This is a genomic window from Priestia sp. FSL H7-0729, from assembly GCF_038005685.1.
In the GTDB taxonomy this organism is placed as follows: domain Bacteria; phylum Bacillota; class Bacilli; order Paenibacillales; family Paenibacillaceae; genus Paenibacillus.
The window spans coordinates 14,129-27,974 of sequence record NZ_JBBOTQ010000029.1; the positions used below are offsets into that span (position 1 = coordinate 14,129).

Genomic DNA, 13,846 nt, shown 5'->3' on the forward strand with positions numbered 1-13,846 from the left:
AATGAACTCATTGTAATCATTGAAAATCATTCAGATTGAGCATTTTTGCAAATGTGCTTAGATTATGTACACGATGGAGGGGCTTTATGAGTTTTTTTAAAAAGCTGAGAGACAGCATTGCAAGCAAAACGGAGTCGGTTACCAAGCAGTTCAAGGATGGATTGGAAAAGACACGTAAAGGGTTAGTGGAAAAAGTGTCGGATCTCGTAATCCGCCGCAAAAAGATCGATGAAGAGTTCTACGAAGAACTGGAAGAGATTTTAATCGGAGCAGACGTGGGCGTGAATACGGTCATGAATCTGGTTGAAGACCTGCGCGTCGAGGTGAAAAAACGCAAAATTGAGGACGCTGCTGAGTTACAGCCTGTATTGTCCGAGAAACTGACGGATCTTCTTCGCGGTGAACAGAACAATGAATTGAAAATGAATCCGAATGGCATTACCGTCATTTTGTTCGTTGGTGTTAACGGTGTAGGTAAAACAACAACGATTGGCAAGCTGGCACATCGTTTTAAACAACAAGGTAAAAAAGTGATCATGGCCGCCGGAGATACATTCCGTGCCGGAGCCATAGAACAGTTAGAAGTATGGGGACAACGTGCTGGTGTTGATGTCATCAAACAGCAATCCGGTTCTGATCCGGCAGCGGTTATGTATGATGCGGTGCAGGCAGCGAAACAACGGGGTGCGGATGTTCTCCTCTGTGATACAGCAGGTCGTCTGCAAAACAAATCGAACCTGATGGACGAGCTTAACAAGATTTATCGTGTCATTCAGCGTGAGATTCCGGAAGCTCCACATGAAGTACTGATGGTATTGGATGCAACAACGGGTCAAAATGCCTTAAACCAGGCTAAACTTTTCGGGGAGAAAAGCGGTGTAACTGGCCTTGTGCTGACGAAACTGGATGGAACGGCCAAAGGGGGTATCGTTGTTGCGATCCGTCAGGAGTTGGATTTGCCAGTGAAGCTCGTGGGACTGGGTGAGAAGATCGATGATCTGCAACAATTTGATTCAGAGCAATTCGTGCATGCCTTGTTCGCCGGATTGATTCAGGAACAGCCAGCTGAAAGTGTCGAAGAAGAGGAAGCTAATTCCTAGACATTATTAATTGGACAAATGAATAGCGTTAACCGTATTGCCAGTGATATACGTGACAAGTGTCACGTGTAATGTCACTGGCAATACGTGTATAATGGGAATAAAGCAGGCAATGCTAAAGGGTTAGAAAGGACGGTTGAAAATGGCCAATACGTATACCTATTCTCGCCGTGAAGAAGTCGCCAATGCCGTGACACATGGAATCGGCGCTGCACTCAGTGTAGCTGCACTGGTGATATTGATTGTATTTGCAAGTATGAAAGGCACGGCTTGGCATGTGGTCAGTTTCACGATCTACGGAATTACCATGCTGCTGCTTTATACGAGTTCTACACTCGTGCATGCATGGAAAGATGGAAAAGTGAAAGATTTATTTGAGATTTTCGACCATTCTTCCATTTATTTGTTTATTGCGGGATCGTATACTCCGCTTTTGTTTCTTGCTGTGCGCGGTACACTTGGATGGACCCTGTTCGGTATCATTTGGGGAATCGCATTAATCGGTGTGATTTTTAAGGCGTTTTTTACGAAAAGGTTTCTATTCATGTCCACGATTTTCTATATTGCGATGGGCTGGCTCATCGTTATTGCCTGGCAACCGCTCATGTCTGCCATTCCTACAGGCGGAATTGTGCTGCTGGTCGCTGGAGGCCTGATGTATACACTAGGTACGCTCTTTTATGTGTGGCGTGGATTTCCTTACCACCATGCGATTTGGCATCTCTTTGTGTTGGCAGGCAGTATTCTTCATTTCTTTATGGTACTGTTGTACCTGACACCACTTCGCTAGAAAACCATAAACGGATGCATCTCCAGGGACTGAGACGCATTCGTTTTTCTTCTACATAGAGGTGATCGCAGAGGTAGAGATAGAATTTGCATATTGCGAAAAATGGGCATGAACCAGGTGTAAAACATCAAAATAACATATCATCAGCGCCGTTTTTATTGTGACAAGTATTTTTGCTTGACAACCTGATTTCTTTTAGGTATTATTAGGAACGTTGCAAGAGTGTAAAGTGTTTTTCCTTGACGAAGGGAGTGCCCCGATGTGAGTCAAGAAAACCGGCTTGAGAAGACAAACCGGATTAACTTGCTGTTTGCTTTTTATGAATTGTTACTTACCGAGAAACAGCAGACTTTTCTAAAGTATTACTTTCATGACGATTTTTCACTTGGTGAAATTGCAGCCGAGTTTGAGATCAGCCGCCAGGCGGTATATGAGCATATCAAGCGTGCCGAACAAGTGCTGGAAAATTACGAAAGCAAGCTGGGCTTGCTGGAAAAGCATGAACGGCTTAATCGCAATCTTGAAGATTTGCAAAATGCATTGGAACGCGCAGGCGTCTCCGTTGATAACAACAAACAAATACACGATATCGTTGCTCAGCTCAGCGAATGAGAAAAGCATAACGTTTGAGTGGAACGTATCGGTCTTAAAAACAGTAATAGAGCTTAAGGAGGTGGGATCATGGCATTTGAAGGATTAACGACCCGATTACAGAATGTGTTCAGCAAGCTGCGCGGCAAAGGCAAGGTGTCTGATGAAGATGTAGCCGAGGCTATGCGCGAGGTACGTCTGGCATTGCTCGAAGCGGATGTAAACTTCAAAGTGGTCAAGGAATTCATCGCCAAGGTGAAAGAGAAGGCTGTTGGCAAAGAAGTGATGGAGAGCTTCACGCCAGGAATGGTCATCATCGACATCGTTAACAAGGAACTAACGGATTTGATGGGTGGAAGCCAAGCAAAACTGGCTAAAGCAAACAAGCCGCCTACGGTGCTGATGATGGTTGGTTTGCAGGGTGCTGGTAAAACAACCACATCGGGTAAACTGGCTAAGATGCTGCAAAAGCAAAACAGCAGACCATTGCTTGTTGCAGGAGATATTTATCGTCCGGCAGCGATCAAACAGTTGCAAGTACTTGGTGAGCAGATCAAAGCGCCGGTATTTACACTGGGAGATCAGACAAGCCCTGTGGAGATCGCACGTCAAGGTCTTCAACATGCCAAAGATAATGGTAATGACTACGTTATTATCGATACAGCTGGACGTCTGCATGTTGATGAAGAGCTGATGGAAGAGCTTCGCCAGATTCACAGCGTAGTGAATCCGGATGAAGTACTGCTTGTGGTAGACAGCATGACAGGTCAGGATGCAGTTAACGTAGCAGAACACTTTAACCAGCAGCTTAATCTGACCGGGGTTGTTCTGACGAAGCTGGATGGCGATACTCGTGGTGGTGCTGCGCTTTCTGTCAAAGCAGTTACGGGTTGTCCAATCAAGTTTGCTTCCCTTGGAGAGAAACTTGATGCTTTGGAGCCGTTCCACCCGGAACGTATGGCTTCACGGATTCTCGGTATGGGTGATATGTTATCTCTGATAGAGAAAGCACAATTAAACATTGATACCGATAAAGCCAAGGAAATGGAACGGAAGATGCGTAATGCAGAATTTACGTTCGAAGATTTCCTGGAGCAGATGGATCAAGTGAAAAAGCTGGGACCAATCGATCAGATCATGGATATGATTCCCGGCATGGGCAAGATGAAACAGGCCAAGGACTTGAAGGTTGATGATAAACAGATGGGCCGGATCGAAGCGATCGTTTACTCAATGACGACCGAGGAGAAACGCAACCCGGACTTGATCAACCATAGCCGTCGGAAGCGTATTGCTACCGGAAGCGGAACATCTCTGGCTGAAGTAAACCGTCTGATCAAGCAATTTGATGAGATGCGCCGCATGATGAAACAGTTCTCGGATATGATGGGACCTAAAGGCGGTAAAAATAAAGCGATGAAGCAGCTTAAAGGTATGGGCAAAGGAATGAAGTTTCCTTTCCGTTGATTTAAGCGAAGCTGGATCATATACAGATTTCATTGAAGGAGGTGAATTTTCAAATGGCAGTTCGTATTCGTCTGAAACGTATGGGTGCTCACAAAGCTCCTTTCTACCGCGTAGTGGTATCGGATTCCCGTTCCCCACGTGACGGTCGTTTTATCGAGGAGATCGGTTACTACAACCCGGTTGAACAACCGGCTGTTGTTAAGATCGATGAAGATAAAGCATTGGCATGGCTTCAAAACGGTGCACAAGCATCTGACACTGTCCGCAACTTGCTTAGCAAAGCGGGCGTGATGAAGAAGTTCCACGAGTCTAAATTATCTAAATAAAGTGCTGATTCGGAGGGTCATCTATGGAAGAATTAGTAAGCATAATTGCTAAGGCTTTAGTCGATCATCCGGAAGATGTGGCGGTTCGGACGGTTGAGAAAGACCGGCTTGTCGTTTATGAGTTAACCGTTCATCCTGACGATGTCGGGAAGGTAATTGGTAAACAGGGACGAATCGCGAAATCACTTCGTACGGTCGTCACATCAGCAGCAGTTAAGATGGATAAACGGGTTACCGTTGATATCATATCTTAAAGATATACGAAAGGGGGTTAGGATGCATGTCCTAGCCCCTTTTCGTGCATGCTGAAACTAATATGTTAGACTAGATATTATAATGTATTAAATTTTGGGGTATGAGTGACTTCGGAGCAGTACAGGGGACGGAATCGATTCTGGAGAAGCGTTAGCGCCCGCCTTAAAGCTTTCTGAAAGAAAGCTACATCGGAAGAACGAACCGTCGCCGGAACGGCCGTGACAGAGTCGACGTACCTGTTTAATTTGATTTAATTTTATAGGAGGAAATATGGCAGAGTTTATGAATGTAGGTAAAATCGTTAATACGCATGGAATTCGTGGTGAGGTGAGAATCATGCCTTTGACCGATTTTCCGGAAGTGCGATTTGCTAAAAATGCGGAGTTGTTTTTCTTTACACCAGATAATCATCCAGTCATGGTTAACGTAGAATCTTCACGTTTGCATAAAAATATGTATATCCTTCGTCTGAAAGAGTATGGCAATATTAATGAAGTAGAGAAGTTTAAGGGCGGCATGGCTAAAGTGTTAAAAGAGAATCTGGCTGAACTGGAGGAAGGTGAATACTACTTCCATCAAATCGTTGGGTGTACTGTCATCACTGAAGAGGGCGAAACGCTCGGAACGATCTCTGAAATACTGACTCCTGGTGCCAATGATGTATGGGTTGTCAAAACGCCAGCAGGTAAAGAAGTGCTGATTCCTGTTATTGATGATGTCGTGCTTGATGTGGACATTGAACAGAAGCAAGTGAAGATTCACCTGATGGAAGGGCTGCTGTAACATGAAAGTGGATGTATTAACACTATTCCCTGAGATGTTTGACGGTGTATTCGGAGCAAGCATTCTGGGTAAAGCCCAAACGAAGGGACTGGTGTCCCTTGGTGCAACCAACTTCCGTAATTATGCGACCAATAAACATAATACAGTAGATGATGCTCCTTACGGTGGGGGTGGAGGCATGGTGCTGAAACCAGATCCGATCTTTGCTGCTGTGGAGGATGTGCTGGAGCAACGTGGAGAAGCTGCGGCAACAATGAAACCTCCACGTATCATTTTAATGTGTCCGCAAGGTGAGACGTTTACACAGAAAAAAGCAGAAGAACTTGTACAGGAAGATCATCTGATTTTTATATGCGGACATTATGAAGGTTACGATGAGCGAATTCGCGAATTTCTCGTGACGGACGAGCTATCTATTGGTGATTACGTACTCACGGGTGGGGAGCTACCTGCTATGGTTGCGATTGACAGCATCGTACGTCTTATCCCTGGTGTGCTTGGAAATGAGACAAGCGCCGTAACGGATTCATTCAGTACTGGACTTCTCGAATATCCACACTACACACGTCCACCCGAGTTCAGGGGCATGAAAGTACCGGATATGCTGTTGTCAGGACATCATCTGAATATTGAGGCGTGGCGCAGAGAGCAGTCGTTGCTTCGTACGCTGGAGCGCAGACCGGAGATGTTGGAAACGGCCGACTTGACGGAGAAAGAACGCATTTGGCTGAAAAAAATACGCTCAGATCGTAAAAATAGTGCAGAGTAAATAGCTCTATCCTATAAGCACATAATAATTAGAGAGTTTAAAAATGCCAACCTTGATACCAAAGGCTGGCATTTTTTATTTATAATGTAAAGACTACTGGATTTCCTTGGATATATTCTATAAAATGAAGATATATTTTAAAACTAAGTTTCATTTAGTGAAACTAAAGGCGGTGTATGAATGACTTACCATATGATTGGTCTTGATCATATTCAGCTTGCAGCACCAGATGGTTGTGAAACAGATGCACGTCATTTTTTCAATGATGTGTTGGGCTGGAAGGAGATTCCTAAACCTGAAGCCCTAAGTAAACGGGGTGGTGTATGGTTTGAGTGTGGCAGACACCAAGTGCATATTGGCGTACAAAAAGATTTTTTTCCCGCTACAAAAGCTCATCCGGCATTTCATGTACAGCACTTGGATCAGTTGCGTGATCATCTGATTCATAATCATATTCCTATTGTTGATGACGAAGCTAGGGTAGATGAAGGTGTAAGGCGCTTTTATATAAATGATCCGTTCGGTAATCGCCTAGAATTTATGGAGTGGTTATGAGTCATAGGTTAGAGATGTATGCGTTGGACGTGCATACTTTTTTGCAGATTTGAACATTTTTGCATGACCACATCAAAGGGTTGTAAAAAACAGGGGATTTCTTTATGGTGAACTCAGTTGTAATGGAATGTTAACGTACGCTGAGGAGGAAGATGATGAGCAACCAACCTTATGAAATCGCCAGAGTAGATATTAGCCAAGCCGGAGAACGCTGCAAAATGCTTTTGGGTGATCTGAATGGAGACGGAAGACTTGAGATGTTGCTGGTACAGGCAGATGGGGGCATAGACGATCGGTATGTTCCGCATCAGGTCTGTTGCTTGACTGCGTTTGATCTGGAGGGAACATTACTATGGCAGGTTGGAACTCCTGATCCCGATGCAGGTGGTCCGGGCTCAGACTATCCCGCTCAGATCGCAGATTGGGATGGAGATGGAACTAATGAAGTATTGTGTGTAATGGACAAACAATTTCTCGTGTTGGATGGCCAGAGCGGAGAGATCAAAGAAACACACGTTCTGCCAGGTGATGAAGCACATGACTGCATTATTCTCGCCAACCTTACGGGCAACCAGCAAAAAATGGATATTATACTAAAAGACCGCTATAAGACGTTATGGGCACTGGACCATGATTTCCATTTATTATGGAAGCATGAAGGGAACCCGGGACATTTTCCTTGGGTATACGATATCGATGGAGACGGTAAGGATGAAGTCATGGCCGGATATGACATGCTGGATCATGATGGGACATTATTATGGTCTTGTCATAATCTCGATGATCATGCCGATTGCATATGGTTCGGAGACGTTGACGGGGATGGGGAAGTAGAGGTTGTTATCGGTGGCAGTGTCACGGTCATGATGGACCGCTACGGTAATGAGAAATGGCGTTATGAAGATTCGATTGAATCACAGCATATTGCGTTGGGCCATTTTTGTGCTGAAATGGAGGGTTTACAGATTGCAGGCCTGGACCGGATTGTCCGGGGGGATGAGCATGGTAAGGACGGAATGTTCATGCTGGATAACGCTGGGCAAGAGATATGGAAAGAAAATCGCACGACTCGTGGCTGGTTAACCATTATAGAGCCTGTTGCTGACTGGGATGAAAGTGGACTCGATTATATTTTGGCTTATCGCCGAGGCGGTGATGTGTTGCCTTCTTTGGTAGATGGAAATATGAAAACGGTTACCGAATTTCCGGAAGAGGGATATGTGGTACATGCAGATCTGGCTCAGAGTGGGCAGGAACAGATCATCATCTATGACGCACAAGAAGCGGTGGTTTACGCCAGCTCTCCGATGAAATTATCACTACCCGATGCAAAAAGAGCCAAGCCACAGCCCAAAAGGCTGTATAGCTCGACTCTGTATCCAGGCGGTGAAGTTTGAACTCTAGATCACTGGTCATCCTCTGATGAAGGTAATTCGTTCTGCGGACTGGATTCGGGTTGAAGTAAGGCTGCCAAGTCAGTACCTGTCGTGACCGTCAAACGGGGCAGTTTCATGAGATTATCTCCAGGATGAACCAATCCGGGCTTTACGGTAAAAGCCATGCGATATCCATGTTGCTGTAACTTGTAGATCATCTGTGTACTGGTGTAACCAAAGGGGTAAGCCAGATAAGGTGTGTCTATTCCGGTTTGCTTCATTTGCTGGATATCATCATCCAGAAGACGGGTGTCCAGACCGACGGGTACGCTGTTACCACAGCGCATAAATCCTTTGTGATGCAGGTTATAGGTATGGCTATTAAATTCAAATACGTCGGTTGCCGCCTGCATCTCAGGCTTGGAGATGAAACTGTTAATGGCAGGGCCGGATTCTGCAGGTTGATCTTGAATTTTACTACCAATAACAAACAATGAGGCGTGGAAATTATATTTTTGAAGCACGGGGTAAGCTAACGTATAATTGTTCTGGTACCCATCATCAAAGGTAATTACAATGGACTTCAGTGGTAGGGGGAGCTTCCCGTTTACATACTGTTCAAGCTGATCCAATGTAATCGTATGGTAGCCTTCATCGTGCAGGTATTTCATATTTTGCTCAAAATCCTCCAAACTAATAATGGATTTGTTACCTGTCTGTTGATTGTTCAGTTTGGGCTCTATGTAATGATACATTAGTACAGGCACTTCTGTAGCCGTACCTGTCTCAATCTTGAAAGTAGAACGATCCAGTGCAGATTGACTGGAATATTCGGTGTGTGACAGCTGGAACGCTTTACGTTTGACTATGTCCCAGGAGGTACAGGCTTTGTGTGACATGGCATTCGTAGGATGAGTTACGGCATAGGCATATAGTGTAATGGAGCATATGAACATGGCAAGTACAGAAAGCGTGATCTTTTTCCAATATTTCATGAGTCTTAGGGTTCTCCTTTAAAGTGGTCATTAAGTTATATCATAGACGATATTTCAACACGGGAGGTTACAGTATCTTTTCCTGTATCAGGTTGACATGCAGATGAGAGTGCTGATTAACGATTCGGATTGTAATGTCTTTCAGCATTGCGGATTGAGCGATAGGCATTTTGTATAAATTCTCTTGTGTTTTGATATGCTGCGTGATACAATAAGTCTGTTATGTGGAATACGGCGGTCCTCTATGGATAATGAAGGAGACAAGGTGATCTCTGGAAGAAGTATGAACGCCTGTACGGAAGGAGGGAGTCATAGATGAATATCGTTCAAGCGATTACACAAGAACAACTTCGTAAGGATATTCCGAGTTTTCGTCCTGGTGACACTTTGAAAGTGCACGTTAAGGTAATCGAGGGAACTCGTGAGCGTATCCAATTGTTCGAAGGTGTTGTGATTAAACGCCGTGGTGGTGGAATCAGTGAGACTTTTACAGTTCGTAAAATTTCTTACGGTGTAGGTGTGGAAAGAGCTTTCCCGCTTCATTCCCCAAAAATCGATAGAATCGAAGTGGCTCGCCGTGGTAAAGTGCGTCGTGCGAAGCTTTATTATCTTCGTGAACTACGCGGTAAAGCAGCGAGAATTAAAGAAATTCGTTAATATAACGGATACCGGGAAGGGCTTGGAGACAAGCCCTTTTCGTTTTTGTCCGGGAAAAGTTGAACCGGAGGTACACTTCCGAGTAAAATGATATGGCAACACATGCGGGGAATAGTCCGGGAGGCTTGTAAAATCAGTTATTGAAGTGCGTGTTCAAAAGACCGGTCTCAGTACCGACTTTTTGAACAACCTCTTGAAGGCATTTGAATTGTGGATTAAATGTACTGTAATGCTTGGTGTAAGATTACATAACTGATATGAATGTTTTGTATCCGTCCCTTGAGTTATTGGAACGATACAAAATGCTGGATGTGTGTACTGCTATAAACATGTACTGTGAAGAGAGGAAGATCTTGAATGGAACAAGAAGTTCAACATGACCGGGGCAATCCTGCCGAAGAGAAAGACAGTCGATCCAAAAAAGCCAAAAATGAAATTGTTGAATGGCTTAAAGCCATTGTTATCGCATTAGTCCTCGTCATTCTGATTCGGTGGTTGCTCTTCAAACCGTTTGTTGTGGACGGACCGTCCATGCAGCCGAACTTTGAAACGGGTGAACGTGTGATCGTCAACGAAATCTTATATGATATCCGAGAGCCGAAGCGTGGTGAAGTTATCGTCTTCCACGTACCAACCGAAGGTCGAGATTTCATTAAACGTGTTATTGCTGTAGAAGGTGATACGGTTGAGGTTCAAGGCGATACGGTAATGGTTAACGGCAAAAAGGTTGATGAAACGTATATTCAAGGAGCCATTGATGCAGCTGAAGCCAATGGTGGAACCTATAACGTGAAGGATTTCCCGAATGAGCAGTTCCCTGATGGCAAAGTGCCTGCAGGTCATGTGTTTGTTATGGGAGACAACCGTCCAAATAGTACAGACAGCCGTATGATCGGTTATGTTTCATTAGAAGATATTATTGGTCGTGCAGATGTTATTTTCTGGCCGATCGGTGATATTAAGTGGATTAACCACTGAAATTGAAGTAAATAATGAGGTGAAGACAAGGTGACGATACAATGGTTTCCAGGTCATATGACTCGAGCCAGACGCCAGATTCAGGATAAGTTAAAGCTCATCGACGTGGTCATCGAACTGTTGGATGCCCGTCTGCCTGTCTCCAGCCGTAATCCGATGATTGATGAAATATTGCTGGATAAACCCCGCATGATTTTGTTGAATAAGTCGGATTTGGCAGATGCCAAAGTGACGCAAGAATGGATTGAATATTTCAAAAAAGAAGGAATTACCGCCTTCCCTGTGGATGCCTCGACAGGCACCAATGTTAAAGACATCCCGGTACAGGCGAAGCTTCTTCTGAAAGAAAAAATTGATCGTCAACTGGCCAAAGGGATTAACCCTCGTGCGATTCGTGGATTAATTGTGGGTATTCCAAATGTGGGTAAATCAACACTGATTAACCGACTGGCTGGACGGAGTATTGCGTTAACAGGAGATCGTCCTGGTGTGACGAAGGGGCAACAGTGGATTAAGGTAGGCAAAGAAATGGAGCTATTGGATACTCCGGGTATTCTTTGGCCCAAGTTTGAAGATCAGAATGTAGGTTATCGTCTTGCCGTAACAGGTGCAATCAAAGAGGAAATTCTGAATGCAGAGGATATTGCCTTTTTCGGAATCAGTTACCTGATGCGTTATTACTGGGACGCTCTGGAAGAGAGATACGGACTTCAGGAGTTCTCCAAGGATGCAGATGATTCAGACAGTGTTATTGCGATCATGGAACAAGTCGGCCGTATCCGTGGTTGTATTGTAAGCGGTGGACGCATTGATCTGGAAAAGGCATCGCGAGCATTTTTGCGTGAACTGCGGGCGGGTAAAATGGGACGTTTCTCTATGGAAGCCCCTTATTAAAAAAATGGACTCTACACGATGAAGATCAATATCTTTATCTGTTCATTTCATATATACAAGTGCCGCAAGAAGCGGCCGTTACCGGATTACCGGGAAACGGTCGCTTTTTTTGTGTATAAAATGCAGAATTGGAGTTGGACGTATGTTCAAAACGATAAAAATGGAAGAGGATTGAAGAAGAGTACGCTTTATGGAATTGCCAGATCTATATATCAGGTGTATCTAAATCGTGCTATGATGAATGGTGGTGCAATTTTAGATTAGGAGAGGTCTGATATATTCAATTTAAACCATCAAATACCGATAAATGAAGACATCACTATCTTTATTATTGTAAACCTCAAGGAAAGTTTTGTTGAGAGCGACAGGTTGTACAGAACAAAGACAGAGAATCTACGTCTATATTATAAAAAGTTGTAAGTGATACGCATGCCGAAAAAGCATGGGTAGAGGAGATGAGCGTTATGGTTGAAAAAAATGAAGAGATCGGGTTGAATCTTCTGGATACCCCGATTGGACCAAAAAAGAAAAAAGAAGCCAGTGAACCGAGGGACCTGTTGCTCTACGAGCGGGAGTATTGGGACAGTGGATTTGAACGTATTGCTGGTATTGATGAGGTGGGACGGGGGTGCTTGTTTGGGGATGTTGTGGCAGCGGCGGTTATTTTACCGAAGGATCTCATTCTGGAAGGCGTGAATGACTCCAAGAAATTGACGGAGAAAAAACGTGATGCCCTGTATGACGTCATTATGGAAAAGGCACTGGCGGTAGGTGTCGGGTACGCGGATGCAGAGACAATTGATCGGCTTAACATCAAGCAGGCTGCGAGACTCGCGATGAAACGGGCAGTTGAAGCGTTGGGAGAAACTCCCGACTATATGCTGGTGGATGCCGAGAAAGTGGATATGAATATACCTCAACTGTCCATCATTAAAGGGGATGCCAATAGTCAATCCATTGCAGCGGCTTCCATCATTGCCAAGGTAACGCGAGATCGGCTTTGTAAGGAAGAATGGGATACGTTATATCCGGAATATGGACTGTCGATACATAAAGGATATGCAACAAAAGTTCATCGGGAGCAAATTATGGCGTTGGGGGCAACCCCGATGCATCGGCGCAGTTTTCTGGGCAATCTGCTTGGAGAGCAGCAATCGTTGTTTTAATACAAGTTTGAAGGAAGGAGGGGGAGAGATTTGAATATCGGTTCCATGATTAAGGGATTATTGGGTGATAGTAAGCCCGGGAATGCCAAGCCGCTTGAGTTAAAGGAAGGTCAGGTGGTTCGTGGTTCTGTAGTAAGTGTATCCGATGACGGAGGGGATGCGGTCCTGCAGATTCAAGGCGTGCAGGTGCGCGCCAAGCTGGAAACTCCACTCCGTCCGGGCGAGACCACATTGCTTCAAGTTCAGCCTCCAGGTGAAAATGGCATAACGGTAATGAAGCCAATGTCGGGTACACTTGCTGAGCTGCCACAAGCTTCCTTGAACAACCTGCTACAGGATGTAGGACTGCCGGATACAAAAGGGAACCGGGAACTGTTGCTTGCCATGCAACGAAGCGGTTTACCGCTCACCAAGGATAATGTGGCTATGGTCCAGAATATGATGACTGCCAAACCCGCACAGGTCCCTGTGGAAGAATGGGTGCAGGCGACGGGGATTGCTTTTCAGCGTGGTCTGCCGGTTACGGCGGAAACGGTAAAAGGATTACACCAGACGGTGTTTGGCCCCCCTCTGCACCAGTTGTTAAGCGGGTTGGCTGATCAGTTGGAAACGATGCTGACTCAAACAACAGGTAAACCGGCACAGAATGGAGAACAATCTGCTACGTTGAAACCAGCAGTGATGGCTGGTGTACCTGTGTTGCCAAACGCAGCGCAGATGGAAGAAGGGTCGGCTGCATCAGGCAATGGTCGTCAGGTAGCCGGAACTGGAACCGGAGCACCTGCTTTGTCAACGCAACCAGGCCAAGCAGCGTTGGCAGGAGCTGCATCCATGACGGATGGTGGGGCGGAGGATGCAGGTACCGCGGTGAAAGGAAACATGCAGCCTGGTGGAGGCGCGGGAAATGCTGAAGCCGGGGCAAAGGCAGTTGCCAGCAACGTTGAAATGGCTGGCAAAGGTGGTGCGAGTATTCCGTCAGGAACCGGAATACCTGGAGAGAGCCCACGCGGTAATGACGCGGGTGGCACGGGTGGGAGCCGCCCGGCTACACCAGGGGCGGCAGCTGAATCTGTGGCTGGCCGTGTAAATGCAGGCCAGCCTGAAGCAAGCGCTGCCGGTCGGACTGACGGCCGCGCTGAAACGC

At 45.4% G+C, this 13,846-nt stretch carries 16 protein-coding genes; 15 read left to right on the forward strand and 1 reads right to left on the reverse strand.

Annotated features, from left to right (window positions below; translation table 11 throughout):
- The first annotated feature begins 86 nt into the window (after positions 1 to 86).
- The 10 genes from ftsY (at position 87) to MHH93_RS28230 (ending at position 8,033) form a co-directional block, all read left to right on the forward strand.
- Positions 87 to 1,100, forward strand: coding sequence for a signal recognition particle-docking protein FtsY (gene ftsY / locus MHH93_RS28185; protein WP_440388237.1), 1,014 nt, complete (start codon positions 87 to 89; stop codon positions 1,098 to 1,100).
- A 142-nt stretch (positions 1,101 to 1,242) separates the two neighbouring features.
- Positions 1,243 to 1,890, forward strand: coding sequence for a PAQR family membrane homeostasis protein TrhA (trhA, locus tag MHH93_RS28190; RefSeq protein ID WP_500056787.1), 648 nt, complete (start codon positions 1,243 to 1,245; stop codon positions 1,888 to 1,890).
- Between the two features lie 261 nt (positions 1,891 to 2,151).
- Positions 2,152 to 2,502: a YlxM family DNA-binding protein gene (gene ylxM / locus MHH93_RS28195; protein ID WP_500056789.1), complete on the forward strand. Its 351-nt coding sequence runs from the start codon at positions 2,152 to 2,154 to the stop codon at positions 2,500 to 2,502.
- A gap of 69 nt (positions 2,503 to 2,571) precedes the next feature.
- Positions 2,572 to 3,948 (forward strand): signal recognition particle protein, encoded by a 1,377-nt coding sequence (gene ffh / locus MHH93_RS28200; RefSeq protein ID WP_253433704.1) that lies wholly within the window; start codon positions 2,572 to 2,574, stop codon positions 3,946 to 3,948.
- 53 nt (positions 3,949 to 4,001) lie between these two features.
- The gene (gene rpsP / locus MHH93_RS28205) at positions 4,002 to 4,274 is read left to right on the forward strand and encodes a 30S ribosomal protein S16 (protein ID WP_017689219.1); all 273 of its coding nucleotides are present in this window, start codon (positions 4,002 to 4,004) and stop codon (positions 4,272 to 4,274) included.
- 23 nt (positions 4,275 to 4,297) lie between these two features.
- Positions 4,298 to 4,528, forward strand: a complete 231-nt coding sequence (locus MHH93_RS28210) for a KH domain-containing protein (protein ID WP_024630185.1) — start codon at positions 4,298 to 4,300, stop codon at positions 4,526 to 4,528.
- A 271-nt stretch (positions 4,529 to 4,799) separates the two neighbouring features.
- Entirely contained in the window at positions 4,800 to 5,312 is a 513-nt protein-coding gene (gene rimM / locus MHH93_RS28215; protein WP_440388240.1) for a ribosome maturation factor RimM, read from the forward strand.
- A gap of 1 nt (position 5,313) precedes the next feature.
- Positions 5,314 to 6,081: a tRNA (guanosine(37)-N1)-methyltransferase TrmD gene (trmD, locus tag MHH93_RS28220; RefSeq protein WP_440388241.1), complete on the forward strand. Its 768-nt coding sequence runs from the start codon at positions 5,314 to 5,316 to the stop codon at positions 6,079 to 6,081.
- Positions 6,082 to 6,261: 180 nt separating this feature from the next.
- Entirely contained in the window at positions 6,262 to 6,636 is a 375-nt protein-coding gene (locus tag MHH93_RS28225) for a VOC family protein (RefSeq protein WP_500056793.1), read from the forward strand.
- A 155-nt stretch (positions 6,637 to 6,791) separates the two neighbouring features.
- Positions 6,792 to 8,033: a hypothetical protein gene (locus tag MHH93_RS28230; protein ID WP_500056803.1), complete on the forward strand. Its 1,242-nt coding sequence runs from the start codon at positions 6,792 to 6,794 to the stop codon at positions 8,031 to 8,033.
- An 8-nt stretch (positions 8,034 to 8,041) separates the two neighbouring features.
- Here the strand turns inward: MHH93_RS28230 and MHH93_RS28235 are convergent, their stop codons facing one another.
- Positions 8,042 to 9,007, reverse strand: coding sequence for a polysaccharide deacetylase family protein (locus MHH93_RS28235; RefSeq protein ID WP_500056794.1), 966 nt, complete (start codon positions 9,005 to 9,007; stop codon positions 8,042 to 8,044).
- Positions 9,008 to 9,322: 315 nt separating this feature from the next.
- On the opposite strand from MHH93_RS28235, the gene rplS reads away from it, so the two are divergent.
- The 5 genes from rplS to MHH93_RS28260 form a co-directional block, all read left to right on the forward strand.
- Complete coding sequence (gene rplS, locus MHH93_RS28240; protein ID WP_024630190.1) at positions 9,323 to 9,664, forward strand: 50S ribosomal protein L19; 342 nt, start codon at positions 9,323 to 9,325, stop codon at positions 9,662 to 9,664.
- Positions 9,665 to 10,021: 357 nt separating this feature from the next.
- On the forward strand, positions 10,022 to 10,642 hold the full coding sequence (gene lepB / locus MHH93_RS28245; protein ID WP_500056796.1) for a signal peptidase I: 621 nt from the start codon (positions 10,022 to 10,024) through the stop codon (positions 10,640 to 10,642).
- Between the two features lie 30 nt (positions 10,643 to 10,672).
- Entirely contained in the window at positions 10,673 to 11,536 is an 864-nt protein-coding gene (gene ylqF, locus MHH93_RS28250) for a ribosome biogenesis GTPase YlqF (RefSeq protein WP_500056797.1), read from the forward strand.
- 464 nt (positions 11,537 to 12,000) lie between these two features.
- Positions 12,001 to 12,702, forward strand: a complete 702-nt coding sequence (rnhB, locus tag MHH93_RS28255) for a ribonuclease HII (protein ID WP_500056799.1) — start codon at positions 12,001 to 12,003, stop codon at positions 12,700 to 12,702.
- A gap of 30 nt (positions 12,703 to 12,732) precedes the next feature.
- The coding region (locus MHH93_RS28260; protein ID WP_500056801.1) for a TP0910 N-terminal domain-containing protein at positions 12,733 to 13,846 on the forward strand (1,114 nt) is incomplete at its 3' end.